Here is a 16,749-nt window from a genome sequence, read left to right as displayed (position 1 = left end):
CTTGCCAAACATTTATCCGGTTATACTTTTATTGATAGCGACGAACAACTGGAAAAAACAGCAGCCAGAAAAATCAGCGAGATATTTGAAAACGAAGGTGAAACTTATTTCCGCGATTTGGAAACCGAGGTACTGCAAAAGATATGCAAAAAGAGCAAACAGATTGTTTCCACGGGTGGAGGAATAATTCTCAGAGAAAATAACGTCAGGATGATGCGGGAAAACGGAATAGTTTTCTGGCTGGCAGCTAAACCGCAAACTATTTATGAACGCATTAAAGACGAAGCGCATCGACCTTTGATCAATACCGGTGAAGATAAAAAACAGGTTATGGCGAAAATCGAGACCATGCTGGAACAACGGTTTGACTTATATAATAGCAGCGCTGATGTTATTATTAATACTGAAGAAATTGCTGTTCAGGATTTGGTTGAAAGTATCCGGGACGAATATGAAAGGCTTTTACAATGCAAAATTTAACGGTCAAGCTTGATTCCTGCAGCTACCAAATAAATTTTATCGATGGCTCTGAAGAAACAATTTTCAGTGAGCTCAGCCCATACACAAACAAGAAGATATGCCTGATAAGCGACAGGCATGTTTATAAATTATACGGTAAAAATTTAAATGAAGTTCTAAGTAAAAAAGGTTTGAATATTTTTCATTATGAGTTCAGGCCCGGAGAAAAACATAAAAATATCAAATCAATTATGGGCCTGATAAATTTTGCCCTGGCCAGAAAATGGAACAGGGATGATATGTTTTTGGTTATGGGAGGAGGAGTGACCGGCGACATGGGCGCCTTTGCCGCATCTATTATTCTGCGCGGGATCAATTATCTGCAGATACCTACAACTTTGTTGGCGCAGGTAGATAGCAGTGTAGGGGGCAAAACCGGAGTGGACCATAAGGCCGGCAAAAATCTGATAGGTTCTTTTTATCAGCCGTCTAAAGTGCTGATCAGTACTTCTTTTTTAAAGACATTGCCTTTAAGAGAAATAAAAACAGGAATGGCGGAAGTAGTGAAAACAGGTGTGATTGCCAACAAGAAGTTGTTCCATGATCTGGAAACTTTTTTCAGCGAGAGAAAGTTGGAAAGTTACCGAGAATTTCCCGATCCATTTTGGACTGAGCTGGTTTTTGAAAGTCTGCTCATAAAATCACAGGTTGTCACGCTGGACGAGAAAGAATCAGGCTTGCGCATGATATTGAATTACGGACATACGTTCGGTCATGCTTTGGAAAAATTGACCGGTTATTCGGTATATACGCACGGTGAAGCAGTTGCCATAGGCATGAATATTGCTGCGAATATCGCCTGCAAACTGAAAATTTGTAAACAAGATGTTGTGGAGAGGCAGACTAATCTGCTGAAGCGTCTGCAATTACCGCTTTTACCACAGAAAAAAATAAGTCCGGACAGGCTTCTGGAATGTATGATGCTGGACAAGAAAGTCAAGAGTAACAGGCTTACCCTCATATTGCCAGAAGAAATCGGAAAAGTTAGAATAGTAAAAGATTTGAAAATTGAAGATTTGAGAGAATTGTTAAAGGAATTAAAATAAATGGGAAAAAAAATAAAACTTCTTATTATCAATGGACCGAACCTGAACCTTCTGGGAGAAAGAGAACCGGTTATTTATGGTAAAGAAACGCTAAAAGACCTGGAGTCTTATCTAAATAAAAAATATAAGGACAAGGTGATTTTTTCCTTTTTTCAGTCCAATGTTGAAGGCGAAATCATCGATAAAATTCAGGAAGCCAAAAAGTTAAAGGTGCAGGGGATAATTATTAACGCAGGTGCCTACACTCATTATTCGTTAGCAATTCATGATGCTTTAAAATCTGTAAATGTGCCGGCTGTAGAGGTTCATTTAAGTAACATCTACAAGCGAGAGACAAAACGCCATGAGTCTGCCATCGCGCCGGCTGTTGTTGGCCAGATAAGCGGTTTTCATTTTAAAAGCTACATGCTGGCCGTTGAATATTTCCTTCAGGATTAATGGGCCTTCTTTACTACTACAGGTCATTTCTGCAGAAATTCAGAAATGAAGTAAATTATGCATACAGCAAATCTTCTCTTATAAAAGATAAAGAAGAAATTGAGAATATACGCAAAGCCTGTAGTATTACCGTGCAAATTTTCGCGAAACTTATACGGCAGGATTTGAAACCCGGTAAAACAGAAAAAGAACTGGAACAAAAAATTATTCTTTATGCCTCGGAGCTTGGTGCTGACAAGGACCTTGCCTTTAAAACCATTATCGGTTCCGGCCCTCATTCCTCTCTGGTACATAGTTTGCCTACAACCAGGACTATAAGAAAAGGCGATATAATCCAGTTTGATCTGGGTGTTAAAGTAAAAGGATATTGCGCTGATTTTTCCAGAGTGATTTATGTTGGAAAAAAGAAAAAAGCCCCTAAAAAAATAAAAAAACTCTTCAAAATCGTAAAAAAATCCCAGGATTTGGCCTTGGACGAACTCAAAAAAAAGCAGCCATTTTTTATCGTAGCCCAAAAAGTGAATAAATATTTTGAGAAAAAAAAAGTACAGTATCATTTTTTGCATAGCCTGGGCCATGGCATAGGTATTGAAGTGCATGAATATCCGCGCATTGTGGAAGACATGGATGCCAAGCTGCTGCCCAAGCCGGGAATGGTAGTAACAGTGGAGCCCGGCCTTTATTATCCTGGTAAATTCGGATTGAGACTGGAAGACACAGTGCTGATTACCGCCCAAGGTCTCGAAATACTTACCAAATTCCCCAGAAAATTGTTTATCTGACGGTTTTTCTTTACCTTGGGCAAAATAAAAAATATAATCTAAGAATAGCCTAGAGTAAGGATATAAATAATTTTATTAAATATTAGGGGGTTTAGATGTCAAAAAAAATAGTTATCATCGGGGCAGGTCCGACCGGGCTTGGGGCTGGTTATCGACTGAAGGAACAGGGTTATGAGGATTTTATTATTCTGGAGAGAAACTCCTATGTAGGTGGTTTGGCAGCCAGTTTTAAGAAAAAAGATTTTACTGTAGATATTGGCGGCCATGTACTATTTTCTCATTATCCTTATTTTGATAAAGTTGTGGAAGATTCTCTGCAGGGTAAATATCTGGAACATCAGCGTGAGGCCTGGGTCTGGATAAAAAATAAATTCGTACCTTATCCGTTCCAAAATAATATTAAATATTTACCTCCGGATATGATCTGGGAATGTGTACTGGGCCTTTTAGAGCTTGGAAAATCGGCTGAGTCGCAGAATTTTGACGAATGGATAGACCAGACATTCGGCGCGGGTATCGCCAAATATTTTATGAAACCTTATAACTTTAAAGTTTGGGCCCATCCGCTGAATATGATGTCTAAAGACTGGATAGCCGAACGGGTCAGCGTAATTGATATTAACAGAGTACTTAAAAATATTATTTTTAATCAGGATGACGTAGCCTGGGGGCCTAATAATATGTTCAAGTTCCCGCTTTTTGGCGGAACCGGGGCGATTTTTACAGGCATAGCGGAAAACTTCAAGAAATATATTCGTTTAAATTCCAAAGTTGAGAGAATAGAATCGCAAAACAAAACACTTTTTTTAGGTGATGGTACGCAGATGTCTTATGATCTTTTAATAAATACAATGCCCCTGGATATTTTAATTAAGAACTCCGATTTGCAAAATCAATACGCTAAAACCGCTGAGCTTCTGTTGCATAATGGTATTTTCAGCGTATCGCTGGGTTTTAACCGGCCATTGGAAGAAGATAAAAAAACCAAATGCTGGAACTATTTTCCCGAAACCGACTCTCCTTTTTACAGAGTAACTTATTTGTCCAATTATTCTCCGAATATGGTGCCTGACATAAAAAAACATTTTTTGCTAATGTGCGAAACATCCTATTCGGATTACAAGAAACATAATAAAGAAACTATTCTTAACGACACAATAAAAGGCCTGGTGCAAAGTAAATTTATTGATGAAAAAGATCAGGACCTGATTTTTTTCGACGATGTAATTGAAATGGAATATGAATATCCGATACCTTCATGTTCCAGAGATAAAGCTTTAAATGAACTTATACCGGCACTGGAGAAAAAAGATATTTATAGTCGCGGTCGTTTCGGTCAGTGGCGTTATGAAACCGGCAATATGGACCACAGCTTCATGCAGGGGGTTGAAGTTGTAGATCTGATTACCAGCGGTAAAAAGGAAGAAACAAGGTTTAAGAGATAGGGGTAAGGGATAAAAAGTGAAGAGTGAAGGGTCATGCAGAGCTAGACGAAGCCTGACAGTAGAAAGTTGAAGGTTTAAGGTTGAATCGTGTAATTGTGGAGTCGTTGAGTAGTGTCATGCTGAGCTTGACAAAGTGTGTTAAGAGATAAGTGTTAGGTGGTAGGTTGTAGGCTTAACGTTGAAAGGCTTGCCGCGTTGAAGTCGCGTCGCAGCCAAAGGCGGATACTGACGAAGGCGGTTGAAGAGTTGAGCAGGGTTTTAAGAATATATTAGTAGAAATTTAGGTTTCTCCTATGCTAAAATACAGGACATGGTTGATATAAGCCCGGATTTCCATCATATTCCGCAGACATCTCCAATGTCCAAGAATAAACCGTATAGTTCGAGCTTTTATGCTGAGCCTGTTATTCGCTGCGATGAGTGCCCGTCAGCCAAGATTTGCAAGGAAATAGGCAATTTTAGAAAGTCCTGTGAGCCGGGCACTGCGCCTCTAAATGCCAGTGACGTGACTACAGCTAAATGTATTGCCGGGACTAATATTTTACTGGCCAGGTTACTTAAAAAATTTGAAAAGGGACAATAAGTTATGTGTGGAATATTCGCTTATATAGGACATCGTCCGGCAGTTAACGTCATAATTAACGGCCTGAAGAAACTTGAGTATCGCGGTTATGACAGTATAGGAATTTCTATACTGGACGGTTCCTTGTCTACCTATAAATGTATAGGGAAAGTTTGTCAACTTGAAGAAAAACTTAGCGAGAAAAAAATAGATGGTAAAGTCGGTATTGGCCATACACGCTGGGCAACCCATGGCGAGCCTACGGAAATCAACGCTCATCCGCATATTAATAAATCCGGTAAGATTGCCCTGGTACATAACGGTATTATTGAGAATTTTCAGGTTTTAAAAAAGGAATTAATTGACGAAGGTTACGTGTTCAGATCACAAACCGATTCTGAAGTAATAGTTCATCTGGTTGATAAATATTACAAAGAAACAAAAGATATTGAACTGGCTTTTGTAAAAACTATCAAACAATTAGATGGTTCCTATGCTATTTGTCTGGTATCAGAATTCGCTCCCGGTAAAATTTTCGCAGTGCGTAAAGGTAGTCCGTTGATTATCGGTATTGGTGATAAGGAATGCTTCTGTTCATCAGATATTTCACCCATTCTTAAATATACCAAACAGATTCTTTATTTGGATGAAGAAGAATACGCCGTTCTTACTAAAAATCAGTTGGATATCAAGGATTTCAAAGGAAATCTGAAGCCAAAAAAAGTTGTAAAAAGTGCAATAAATATTGAGGATGTCAGCAAGGGGACCTATGATTTTTTTATGATGAAAGAGATTCATGAACAACCAGACTCTATTATAAAAACCATTGAAGGCAGATGCGATATAGAAACCGGTAATATTACTCTTAACTCTTTGAACATAAGTTATTTCCAACTGTTAAATATCAATCGAATTGTGATCACAGCTTGCGGGACATCGTTACACGCAGGACTGGTAGGAGAATTTTTTCTGGAAAAACTCGCGCATATACCCGTAGAAGTGGAATACGCGGCTGAGTTCAGGTATCGCAATCCTATTATTGATAATAAAACTATGGTGCTGGCTATAAGTCAGTCCGGGGAAACCGCTGATACCTTGGCAGCAGTGACCGAGGCCAAAAGCAAAGGTGCTATGGTTATCTCCATTTGTAATGTACAGGGCAGCACTATTACCCGTGAATCAGACGGTGTGATTTATACAAAAGCAGGAATAGAAATAGGGGTTGCTTCTACCAAGGCATTTACCGCGCAGATAACAGCTCTTTACATGTTCTCTATTTATCTGGCCAGAATTAAATGGCTGATCGCCAGAAATGATCGCTCACGATTGATAAAACAGTTATTTGAACTTCCTTCGCTAATTAAGGAAGTATTTCTATCTGAAGATGAGATATTTAAAATCGCCAATAAATATTACAAATCAGACAATTTCCTTTTTCTGGGGCGTGGTATCGGTTTCCCTGTAGCCATGGAAGGAGCGCTTAAGATGAAGGAAATTTCTTATATTCATGCTGAGGGTTATTCAGCTGCGGAAATGAAACATGGTCCGATCGCCTTGATCGACGAAAATATGCCTGTTGTGGTTATTGCCTTAAAAGGTCGCAGTTATGAAAAAATACTAAGTAATATTTCTGAGGTTAAAGCACGTAAAGGTATTGTTATCGCTATTGCTACCAAAGGTGACAGTTCTATAAAACAAAAAGTGGATGATGTGATCTATATACCGGATACGGAAGAAGAGCTGACAGCCATACTTTCGGTTATACCGTTGCAACTGCTGGCTTATTATGCAGCAGTACTTCGTGGTTGCCATGTGGATCAACCCAGAAATCTGGCTAAGAGCGTGACTGTGGAATAAAATGATAGATTTTACAAAGAAGAAATTGATTGTCATTAAAATCGGTTCCAACATACTCACTGACGAGAGCAATAAACTCGATTTAAATACCTTGAGACATTTGGTCAGCCAAATAGCTTTCCTGAAAAATCAGGGCAAAAGAGTAGTTATAGTTACCTCAGGAGCTATAGTATGCGGTGGCGAAGCGCTGAAGATAAAACCTGAAAGTATAGCTGATAAACAGGCCGCAGCGGCGGTAGGTCAGGTTATTTTGATGGAGAATTATCAGCAGTTTTTCGTTCGGCATGGTTTTACAATAGGGCAGGTACTGCTTACACGTGATGCATTTATGGATAAAGAACGTGCCAAACACGCTAAAAATACTTTTCAGCATTTGCTGGACCTTGATGTAATCCCTATAGTTAATGAAAACGATACGATTTCTGTTGATGAAATCAAGTTCTCGGATAACGACAATTTGTCCTGCACTGTTTCTTTGCTTTTAGGAGCCGGATTGCAGATTTTTTTAACCGATATAGACGGGCTTTATGATTTGGACCCCAGAGCGCACAAGGATGCCAGGTTAATTACCAAATTGACTGAAATTTCCGATGATTTGTTGGCCAGTCTTAGCGCAAATGCTTCGCGCAAGGGCAGGGGAGGGATGAAATCAAAAGTAAATTCCGCCAAACAGCTTTTGGAAAACGGAATAGAAGTAATTATAGCAAATGGCAGAAAAGAGAATATTCTCAAAGATTTATATCATGGTAAAATGTATGGTACATTTTGTATAAAAGGAAAAAAATGCTGATGTCAGATGTATTTAATAAAGCAAAAAAAGCTAAAGAAGTTTCTTTATTCCTGACCGGAGTTACTACAGGACAAAAAAATAGTGGACTTAAGTTTATGGCTGAGAACCTGATGAGCAGGCAGGACTATATCCTGCAGGAAAATGCGTTGGACCTGAAAAACGGGGAAAAGGCCGGTATGAGCAAAGCTTTGCTCGACAGATTGGCTTTAAACGTCAAACGTATTGAAAACATGGCAGAAGGCTTGAAAGTGCTTATAGATTTGCCTGATCCTGTAGGTGAAGTTATCGAGGGCAGCACTCGCCCTAATGGTCTGCAAATAATTAAAAAACGTGTATCAATTGGAGTTATCGGTATTATTTATGAAGCAAGACCTAATGTAACTGTAGATGCGGCAGGATTGACGTTGAAATCGTCCAATGCAGTTATTTTGCGAGGTTCTTCCTCCGCTATAAATTCTAACAAGGCTATAGTTCAGGTTTTAAATGATGCTTTATCGAAAGCCGGATTTCCTCAAGGCACAATCGGCCTTATTGAAGATACTTCGAGAGAAAGTGTGCAAGACCTGATTACCTGTAAGGAATTTGTTGATTTGGTAATTCCCAGAGGAGGGGCCGGCCTTATCGAAACTGTCATTAATAATGCCACAGTCCCCAGTATCGAGACCGGAGTCGGCAATTGTCATGTTTACGTGGACAAAGACGCGCGCAAAGAGATAATTGTTCCAATAGTGATAAATTCCAAGGTACAACGTCCCAGTGTTTGTAATGCGGCGGAAACATTGCTTCTGCATGAAGACATTGCCGATGAAATGATGCCGTTGATAATTAGGGAATTGAAAAAAAATAAAGTCGAAATTTTCGGTTGTCCAAAAACTCAAAAATTTGATAAGGAAGTTAAAGTCGCGACTGAAGAAGAATATAAAACAGAGTTTCTGGATTACAAAATCGCGGTAAAAATTGTTAAAGATATAAAAGAGGCAGTTAAGCATATCAATACATACGGTACTCTGCATACGGAAGCTGTTATTTCTGAAAATTATACAACACTGGAACTTTTTAAAAGTCAGGTAGATGCCGCAGCGATTATGGTCAATACATCTACACGTTTTACCGATGGCTTTGAGTTCGGTTTTGGTGCGGAGATAGGCATCAGTACCCAGAAGATGCATGCTCGCGGACCTATGGGCCTTCGAGAGCTGACAACATATAAGTATATTGTGGAAGGTAACGGACAGATCAGAGGATAACCTCAACCCCCTAGCCCCCTTCTCCACTAGTGGAGAAGGGGGAATAGTTCCATGCTAGTAATTAACGTGGAAACTCAAAGGGGGATGAGGTGAAGAAAGGAAATTAATAAATGTATAAAGTAAAGATTCAGATTTTGTTAAAAGATGACGTTTTGGATCCGCAGGGAAAAACAGTGCAACGCGCTCTGGAACATCTGGAATATAAAGACATTTCCAACGTACGGATTGGAAAATATATTGAATTCGTATCCGGTGAGCAGGATGAAAAAGTTTTAAAACAATCTGTTGATGAAATGTGCAAGAAAATTTTAACCAATACCGTTATTGAGAAATTTAGCTTTACCCTGGAGAAAATATAAATGAATTATGGAGTTATTGTATTCCCCGGTTCCAATTGTGATATGGATTGCTATCACGCAGTTAAGGACGAGTTGAAAGAAAAAGTGCAGTATATCTGGCATGACGAGGGTATTTTACCCAAAGGTCTGGATATGATTATCATACCTGGAGGATTTTCCTATGGCGATTATCTGCGCTGCGGAGCTATAGCCAAGTTCGCCAAAATTATGCCCGAGATTATCAGGTTCGCTAAAAACGGTGGATATGTAATAGGTATCTGCAACGGTTTTCAGATTCTTACCGAGTCCGGAATGCTGCCCGGCGCTTTACTTAGAAATCAGTACCAGAAGTTTATTTGTAAAAATATTAACCTGAAGGTTATGAATAACAAAAGCGTTTATACAAAAAAATATAAGACCGGTGATATCCTAACAGTCCCCATAGCGCACGGAGAAGGTCGTTTTTTTATAGATAATGACGGGTTGAAAGAGCTTGAGGATAATGAACAGATTGCCTTCAAATATGTCGACGAAGTGGGTTCCGAAACCGATCAGGCAAATCCTAACGGTTCTTTAAATAGTATAGCCGGTATTTTTAATCGGAAGAAGAATGTATTGGGAATGATGCCACATCCTGAACGATGCAATTTTTTCAATAAAAAAAGTTTACAAATACTCAGTATGAATTAGTTCTTTTAGCGACTTGTTGTCCTTTATATAAGGTAAAACCTGTTGTAGAATAATAATTATGATCACTGATCTGAAAATTTCCAGCGACCAGACTGAAGATTACCATTCACTGAGAAAAACAGGGGATTATCTTTTTAAACAGAAGAAATATAATCAGGCTACGCAGAATTATTACAAGAAAATTATCAGGCTCTGGCCTAAATATTTGCCTGATCTTCTTTTACAATTCGAGAAGACTATCCTGGAAGATGATTCCAATGTGGAGATTAAAACCTCACTGGCTGAATTGCACTCCGCGGAACAAAGCCTGGATGAAGCTATTGATGAATATGAGGATATTATTGAACAGGATCCCTTTAATATCGGCCATTATAAACAGCTTTCCCAACTTTATCTGAAAACCAGAAATTACGAACGCGTAATAGGTGTTTTGCATGCTCCATATCTTCTGAAAATTTATGACGAAGAAATGGCTAATATGCTGGCAGTGGCTTACATCGAGTTTGATAAAATCAAAGAAGCTATCAACGTCTATCTGGACCTTATTGAAATAAACGGCAGCAAAGAAAGTTATCTGCGAACACTATCCGATTTGTATTTTCGCAACGATGATTATATGGAGGCTGCTTTAACAGCTTTTAAAAGGGTAAGTGCCAATAATAACAGTCTGAGTGATGTAACTTCATTTATTGAAAATTGCTATAAAAAATCTCTGGAAAATCAGAGTATTGGAGAACTCCTTGTTGATTTGTATATAAGAGGTGACAAGCCGGACCAGGCAGTGAACCTGCTAAAACTCTACATAGAACCCGAGATCAGGTCAGATAAAAAGGAATTTTTCGAAGAACGTTTGCGCAAAATAATCAAGGACTTCCCGGATGTTCCTGAAGGAATTTTGTTGCAAGCAGGGTTTTTTTATAAGACCGGATTATACTCGGAAGCAGCCGATTCTTTCTGGTCGTTGATCAAAAATCCCAATTTTGAAAAGCAGTCCCTGGACGGTTTGAAAAGTATTCTGGAAATATATCCGGAACAGCTGTCTGTACTGCAATATCTGGGAGAATATTATAAAACCAAAGGACAAACCGAAAACGCTCTGGACTTTATGCGTAAAATGCTGGATATCGATTTTTCCAAGTCACTGGCAGTAATTGCCCAGTGCAAGGACCTGCTGGAAAGCAATCCCAAAAATTTTTATGCCAGATTAACCATGGCCGAAGCTTATTATAAGCGCGAAAATTATAATAATTGTCTGGAAATAGCCAGAGAGCTTATTGATAAGGGAGAAAATACTCTGGAGGCTTACCAGGTTTTATTTAACACCTTGATTGCCATCAAGGATTTTAATTCCATCAGGTCGGACTTTGAAAATGACAAAAACAAATTTTTAAACAGGATTGAATTTTACTGTTTGTTCCAAAAAATTTACACGCAGGAACTACAGTTAAAAAAAGATTTTTTCAAACAAAAAATTTCTTCCCATGCACAGGATTTTAATGCAAGCCTGGAATACATACTGTCTTTAATCGAATGTCAGGATGCGGATAACGCCTTGCTTTATACCCAAAACCTTCTGAAAAATGAACCCAATTATCAGCTGTATTATTTACAGGGAATTATTTTTATGGAAATGGGTCAATATTATTCGGCTGTCGGCAGCTTCAAAAAGTCGCTGGACAACATCTTTGTGGAATCTTCTCCCGGTTATTTGGAAGTACTCAACAAAATCGCCCTGTGCTATGAGATTGTGGCTGAAATTGATAAAAGTCTGGAATATTACAGAAAAATTCTGGAGATCGATTATTCACGACAGGAGATTAAAGATAAGGAGCAGATGCTGAAAAATTGTCCTTATCTGGATGTAGCTGGAAAATCTTTGATACTTGTAGCCAGAGAGCTGGATGGCAAAAGCCCGGCTGCGGTCTTTAACCGCAATATTTTGAAAAGAAAACATAAAGAATCTGTTGACTCTTCCATGGGTATCCTCAAGAACAATGAGGCTATAGATGATATTTTTAAGGGAAAGCTTAATTCTTCGGCTGATCTTCTGGATATAGCCTATAAAATGGATCCGGCACACAAAAATATTTTAAATAATAAGGGAGTTATTTTGATTTTACAGAGTGACTGGCTTTCTGCCGAACGGATTTATGATAAAATTATCAAGGATAAATCTGCTTTGTCAGCAGCTGCCCTTTACAATCTGGCTTTTATTTATACCTATCAGTATCATAAATATGAAGAAAGTATAAAGTTTATTAAAAAAATACTGGAATTTGATGAACAATTTTACGAATGCTATTTACTACTGGGAGATATTTATTATTATTTAAAAGATATCAAGAGCGCGTTAGAAAATTGGGGGAAATATAAAAATAGTGGTCTATTGCCCATCATCGCCAGTAAAAGGATGTTTGAAACCCGCTATATTAACCTTTTTTAAAGTTATACTCTTTCAAAATTGGTTTTCGGCTTTGTTGTCTGCAGCGCCATGTGCTCGACGTATTTTTGAATACGCCTGCGCGCCTGGCTCTTGGACGCCTCGCCGAATTCCCAATTTTGTGCGAGTATACCATAAACCAATTTGGTTTATGTATATACTGACTTCTTTTATAGTAAGCATGGCTTTTGCCGATTCCGTGTCATTGATGGCCGATTATATGAAATACGATAACAAGTCCATGATACTGGCATCAGGAAATGTGCAGCTTTACCATAAAGACCTTACAGTAAACGCAGATACGGTTGTGCTCTATACAGACAGCAATATCCTGGTGGCACAGGGCCATGTATCCATGAATTATCAGGGTCGTAGCCTTAAAGCTGAATCATTACAATATAATATAAAGAGTAACGAAATAAATTTTAATGTATTCAGCGCCACTTTTAATATAGTGGAAGCTGTAACTCCTCTTTTTTTTGAATGTGAAAATATTTCCCGAAAAAACGGAGTGTATTATGGCGGCAAGACATCTTTTTCCTCCTGCCCGCCGGAAAGACAATATTATGTTATTCAGGCCCGGAAATTTGTTTTTTATCCTGAGCAAAGAATAGAAGCCTATGATGTGTATGCATATACAGGTATGATTCCTGTGTTTTATTCACCATATTATGAGTTCCAGCTTGGTTATCGCAACCCTATTTATTTGTATCCGATTGTAGGTGATAACAGGGTGGAAGGAACTTTTATCAAAAGTGCCCTGGATTATAATATTAACAGAGATTTGAGGGCCCTTATTTTAATTGATTTAATGTCCAATAAAGGTCTGGGCCTTGGTGTGCGCAGCGATATTTTTCCCAAGAGCGATCATCCTCTGAATGTTTATGCCTATGCACAGGATGAAAATGATTTTGCAGTGTCCTTTAAACAAAAGCTGGTGCTTACAAAAAATAGTGAAATTACTTATGCTCAGGGCCGGCGCAATTTGTATCAGGTCTATGGCAGCCGGGATGATTACTGGGAAAATAATCTGCAAATGCGTGACAGTCAGTTGGGTAACTGGAATTTATATAACAAAGAAGACTATTTCTATATTCAACGAAAATTCGCTTTTTCCTGGGATAAACAGTTCGATAAACTGGGGCATAACCTGGATTTTAATTACGACAATTTTGTAGGATCAAGAATCTATTATTTGAATTTTTCAGATCATTTGCAAAACGAGTGGATGAACAATAATTTATTCTACAGGAACTCGGATTACCAGTCGCAAAAAAAAAGAACAGAGTATATAGATGATATGACTCATATGACTCTAGGCGAAAATTGGGTCATGGATACAGCCATGCATTATGGTAACAATGTTGATAACGGTAACGAAGATCAGTTTTTAAATCCACGAATCAACCTGTGGCAGCGCATTAATCCGCAGGAAGGTTTGGGGCAGCTTGGTGTTCGTGATATACAATATAATGTGGACGCGTTTATAGATGTAGATGGCGACAAGGTTACAACCGACGCTAATGTGGAATACCGGGAAAGTTTACCTGAGGTAGTCATGAATTTTCAAAATCGTTCGCTTTTTGGGTTGAATTATACTCCAATACTTACACTTGGCTCTTATCATGAAAGGAAGTTTATTACTTCCCAGTTAAATTTGTATCACAACCGTATGCTTCTGCAGAACAGGTTAGGTGGGTATTTGTATCGTTCCAGCGCTTATGATATCAGCGCTGAATATAATTATGACCAATATTTATACGAAACCGGCGACAAACAATTTGCTTTCAATAACAAATACGATCTTACCTTGTTACCACAGAATAATATCAGTAATAAAATTACATTTTTTGAAGCGCATGCGCTGGGCTATACTCCTTTTTATTTTGACGAGATCAGGTCCAGACAAAACCGGCTATCCAATGTGTTTTCTTATTTGATAAACAGGTTCTGGAGCTTTCGTGTTGAGGACGGATATGATTTTGTGAATAATGCCAGAGAATCGCAAAGATACTATTTATCCTATAATCAGGATATCGACCATCTTTTTTCCCTTACCTCAGGATATGATTATCAGAATCAGGCCTGGAATAATTTACAAGGCAGCGCCATCTACAGGTTCAATAAAGAAAACTCTATAGAAATGAACACTAATTACAATCTGAAAACAGGATTTATTGATGACAGCCATATACTAACCAGCTATGTTTATCCAGTGGATAAATACGAACGCTGGATATTTCAGGCCGAGTTCCTTTGGAACAATATTAACAAACAGTATCGTATTCCATCTTTAAGGATCAGGCGCGATATGAACTGTGTGGAAATGATTTACGAATGGAATGATTACAAACAGGAACATGTGTTCATGTTTAGGGTCAATGCTTTTCCAAATGACAGTTTTGGTATAGGCTATGGTAATGAAGGTCTAAAACTAAAGGGATTGGATGCTGAAAATGCCGAAAGATAAACATTTCCTTCACAGCATAACTTTTTTAATACTGGTTGCGGCTTTTTTATTAACGGGTTGCGCTGAAATGGTTTCCAGTCCAAAGACTTCAGCGGGCAATGTTCTGAATTTTAATGTTAATTTCAGAGACCAATACAATATAGCAGGTTACCGCTACATTTTTGTTTACAGCAAACAACCTCTTAATTTCCCGGTTAATTATTATCTGTTTGTACCGGGAGATATCGGCATTGAATCACAGTTAAGCGGTGTTACAATACCGGATCCGACTATTATTTCCGCTGATGACAAAATAAACTATTATTATCAGAATTATTTTTCCACCTGGTCGGATGATATTGTAATGGATAGTTCCGAAGGTAATTATCTGTGTTTTGGAACTGGCAATTATTTCCCAGTTACGGCTAACGCTGTTATTCATAATTCAATAGCGCGTAATTCACTCTCCAACACATCCTTTCAGTTCAACAGCAGCTCAAAATATGCTAACGGTTTTTATTTTCAGATTTCCTTGAGCGCTTTAAGAAACCCTCCGGCTGCCGGAGACACGTTTTATTTCAATTTGCTGGTGCTGGATAAGGACCGTAAACTGGTCGATACATTACAGACCGATTTGGCAGTCATGACCAATGACCTGAACCAGATCAAAACCGGAGGCCCGACCAATTACGCGCCTGTTTCCGGAAATCTGGATATTATCGCCTGGGAAGCCAGAATATTATGATTATCTTTTACATTATTTGTCCATTAGTCCTGGCCATGAGTTATTATCTAAATTTATATCCTCTGGTTGTCATTGTGCTGATGTTTTTTTTCGTCGATTATTACAAGAGCGAAAAGAAATATCCTTCCCGACAACTGCTTTTGTCGTTATTTTTATTCCTGCTTTTTCATAATTACTGGATTTACTCCTTATATCCCTGGGTGGGTGGAAAGATCGCAGCTTTGTTCCTTACTTTGGGACTGACTCTTTACTTTTTTGTTTTCTTTTTTATCTTTTTTAAATTAATTCGGATAATTAAGGAACAGCCATTTTCTTTTATAATACTGGGAATAGCCTGGACCATATTCGAACGATTGTTGACCTTAGGACCATTTGGTTATCCTTTTTATAGTTTATATCTTACTCAGGTTTATGCGCCTTATTTGTATATTGCTTATAATCCATTTGGCGCAAGTTTGTTGACTTTCGGTCTTGTCAGTATAACAGCTTTTATAGCCAAATTAATTGTCTGTAAGGAAAAGCAGGAGAAATATATCCCCGGATTACTTTTTATCATTCTATTATTAATTGTATTAACAGGAATCAGATCATTATTGCCTGAAAAAGCGGCTCATAATCAGAGGCAACTTCAGGTAGCCCTGGTCCAAACCGATGTTAAAGAAGAACTAAGACATAACGCCGATTATTATGAAAATCTATTAAATAATTACTTGCAGCTTTTAACTTTTGTAGTAAGCAAAGAAAAAAATCTGGATGTAATCATATTGCCCGAGTCTATCATTCCGGCATTATGGGAAAATAAAATAGTCAGGTTGTTAAATGAAAATGATGTTATCGGTAAAAAAGTTTTAATATTCGGTTTGCCGGCCAGACGTGACAACAAAATTTATAATTCTGTTATGTTTTACAGGGATGGAAATGTAGAAAAAAATTATTATAAAAATCATCTTGTACCTTTTGGGGAGAGGGTACCCTGGTTGTTCGGTTTCTTGCGACCTATGGATCTTGTTGATTATGACGCGTCCAGGACAATTGAGCCAGTTACTATTCAAAGTGTGCGTTATGGAACGGTTATCTGCTATGAGTCGGCGTTTCCCGCACTTTACAAAAGAATAAAAGATTCTGATTTATTTTTGGTGCTTACCAATGATGCCTGGTTCCATGCCTGTTTTAAAGAACTGCATTTGCGTTCCGCTATTTGTCGCGCCGCCGAATACAGAAAATATCTTCTTTTTGTTAGCAATGGCGGTAAATCAGCTGTTATCGATGAAAATGGCAGAATAAGGAGAATACTGCCATCAAACAAAGAAGGGTATATTATCTATAAAGTTCCTTTATAATAAAAAAGCCCGACTATTCAGACGGGCTTTTTTTGAACATTCATTAAATATTATTATTGTT

General features: G+C 38.2%; 15 protein-coding genes. All 15 read left to right on the top strand.

Going from position 1 to position 16,749, the window contains the following annotated elements; genetic code table 11:
• Positions 1 to 480, top strand: a 480-nt coding sequence (locus PHV30_02420) for a shikimate kinase (GenBank protein MDD5455870.1), incomplete at its 5' end; no start/stop codon positions are given.
• Positions 468 to 1,565, top strand: a complete 1,098-nt coding sequence (gene aroB / locus PHV30_02415) for a 3-dehydroquinate synthase (GenBank protein MDD5455869.1) — start codon at positions 468 to 470, stop codon at positions 1,563 to 1,565. The genes PHV30_02420 and aroB, both read left to right, overlap by 13 nt.
• Positions 1,566 to 2,003, top strand: coding sequence for a type II 3-dehydroquinate dehydratase (gene aroQ, locus PHV30_02410; protein ID MDD5455868.1), 438 nt, complete (start codon positions 1,566 to 1,568; stop codon positions 2,001 to 2,003). It begins immediately after the preceding gene.
• On the top strand, positions 2,003 to 2,785 hold the full coding sequence (locus PHV30_02405) for a Xaa-Pro peptidase family protein (protein MDD5455867.1): 783 nt from the start codon (positions 2,003 to 2,005) through the stop codon (positions 2,783 to 2,785). The genes aroQ and PHV30_02405 overlap by 1 nt, the downstream gene beginning before the upstream one ends.
• A gap of 95 nt (positions 2,786 to 2,880) precedes the next feature.
• The gene (locus tag PHV30_02400; protein MDD5455866.1) at positions 2,881 to 4,230 is read left to right on the top strand and encodes an FAD-dependent oxidoreductase; all 1,350 of its coding nucleotides are present in this window, start codon (positions 2,881 to 2,883) and stop codon (positions 4,228 to 4,230) included.
• A 310-nt stretch (positions 4,231 to 4,540) separates the two neighbouring features.
• Positions 4,541 to 4,813 carry a hypothetical protein gene (locus PHV30_02395; GenBank protein MDD5455865.1) on the top strand — a complete coding sequence of 91 codons (273 nt, stop codon included), beginning with the start codon at positions 4,541 to 4,543 and terminating at the stop codon, positions 4,811 to 4,813.
• A 3-nt stretch (positions 4,814 to 4,816) separates the two neighbouring features.
• Entirely contained in the window at positions 4,817 to 6,649 is a 1,833-nt protein-coding gene (gene glmS / locus PHV30_02390) for a glutamine--fructose-6-phosphate transaminase (isomerizing) (GenBank protein ID MDD5455864.1), read from the top strand.
• Position 6,650: 1 nt separating this feature from the next.
• Positions 6,651 to 7,439, top strand: coding sequence for a glutamate 5-kinase (proB, locus tag PHV30_02385; protein MDD5455863.1), 789 nt, complete (start codon positions 6,651 to 6,653; stop codon positions 7,437 to 7,439).
• The gene (locus PHV30_02380) at positions 7,439 to 8,686 is read left to right on the top strand and encodes a glutamate-5-semialdehyde dehydrogenase (GenBank protein ID MDD5455862.1); all 1,248 of its coding nucleotides are present in this window, start codon (positions 7,439 to 7,441) and stop codon (positions 8,684 to 8,686) included. Before proB ends, PHV30_02380 begins: the two co-directional genes overlap by 1 nt.
• 110 nt (positions 8,687 to 8,796) lie before the next feature.
• Positions 8,797 to 9,045 carry a phosphoribosylformylglycinamidine synthase subunit PurS gene (purS, locus tag PHV30_02375; protein MDD5455861.1) on the top strand — a complete coding sequence of 83 codons (249 nt, stop codon included), beginning with the start codon at positions 8,797 to 8,799 and terminating at the stop codon, positions 9,043 to 9,045.
• Entirely contained in the window at positions 9,046 to 9,714 is a 669-nt protein-coding gene (gene purQ / locus PHV30_02370) for a phosphoribosylformylglycinamidine synthase subunit PurQ (GenBank protein ID MDD5455860.1), read from the top strand.
• A 58-nt stretch (positions 9,715 to 9,772) separates the two neighbouring features.
• A complete protein-coding gene (locus tag PHV30_02365) occupies positions 9,773 to 12,157 on the top strand; it encodes a hypothetical protein (protein ID MDD5455859.1) in 2,385 nt (794 codons plus the stop codon).
• A 148-nt stretch (positions 12,158 to 12,305) separates the two neighbouring features.
• Entirely contained in the window at positions 12,306 to 14,624 is a 2,319-nt protein-coding gene (locus tag PHV30_02360; protein MDD5455858.1) for an LptA/OstA family protein, read from the top strand.
• On the top strand, positions 14,611 to 15,348 hold the full coding sequence (locus PHV30_02355) for a hypothetical protein (GenBank protein ID MDD5455857.1): 738 nt from the start codon (positions 14,611 to 14,613) through the stop codon (positions 15,346 to 15,348). The genes PHV30_02360 and PHV30_02355 overlap by 14 nt, the downstream gene beginning before the upstream one ends.
• Positions 15,345 to 16,688: an apolipoprotein N-acyltransferase gene (gene lnt, locus PHV30_02350; GenBank protein ID MDD5455856.1), complete on the top strand. Its 1,344-nt coding sequence runs from the start codon at positions 15,345 to 15,347 to the stop codon at positions 16,686 to 16,688. The genes PHV30_02355 and lnt overlap by 4 nt, the downstream gene beginning before the upstream one ends.
• Positions 16,689 to 16,749: the final 61 nt, after the last annotated feature.

Source organism: Candidatus Margulisiibacteriota bacterium, assembly GCA_028715625.1.
GTDB lineage: Bacteria > Margulisbacteria > Riflemargulisbacteria > GWF2-35-9 > GWF2-35-9 > JAQURL01.
The sequence above is the reverse complement of the archived record's forward strand: the minus strand, read 5'-3'. Positions and strand labels throughout refer to the sequence as shown.

Coding starts and splice junctions, on each gene's coding strand:
- aroB (MDD5455869.1), top strand. CDS start 468: ATGCAAAATTTAACGGTCAAGCTTGATTCCTGCAGCTACCAAATAAAT.
- aroQ (MDD5455868.1), top strand. CDS start 1,566: ATGGGAAAAAAAATAAAACTTCTTATTATCAATGGACCGAACCTGAAC.
- PHV30_02405 (MDD5455867.1), top strand. CDS start 2,003: ATGGGCCTTCTTTACTACTACAGGTCATTTCTGCAGAAATTCAGAAAT.
- PHV30_02400 (MDD5455866.1), top strand. CDS start 2,881: ATGTCAAAAAAAATAGTTATCATCGGGGCAGGTCCGACCGGGCTTGGG.
- PHV30_02395 (MDD5455865.1), top strand. CDS start 4,541: ATGGTTGATATAAGCCCGGATTTCCATCATATTCCGCAGACATCTCCA.
- glmS (MDD5455864.1), top strand. CDS start 4,817: ATGTGTGGAATATTCGCTTATATAGGACATCGTCCGGCAGTTAACGTC.
- proB (MDD5455863.1), top strand. CDS start 6,651: ATGATAGATTTTACAAAGAAGAAATTGATTGTCATTAAAATCGGTTCC.
- PHV30_02380 (MDD5455862.1), top strand. CDS start 7,439: ATGTCAGATGTATTTAATAAAGCAAAAAAAGCTAAAGAAGTTTCTTTA.
- purS (MDD5455861.1), top strand. CDS start 8,797: ATGTATAAAGTAAAGATTCAGATTTTGTTAAAAGATGACGTTTTGGAT.
- purQ (MDD5455860.1), top strand. CDS start 9,046: ATGAATTATGGAGTTATTGTATTCCCCGGTTCCAATTGTGATATGGAT.
- PHV30_02365 (MDD5455859.1), top strand. CDS start 9,773: ATGATCACTGATCTGAAAATTTCCAGCGACCAGACTGAAGATTACCAT.
- PHV30_02360 (MDD5455858.1), top strand. CDS start 12,306: ATGTATATACTGACTTCTTTTATAGTAAGCATGGCTTTTGCCGATTCC.
- PHV30_02355 (MDD5455857.1), top strand. CDS start 14,611: ATGCCGAAAGATAAACATTTCCTTCACAGCATAACTTTTTTAATACTG.
- lnt (MDD5455856.1), top strand. CDS start 15,345: ATGATTATCTTTTACATTATTTGTCCATTAGTCCTGGCCATGAGTTAT.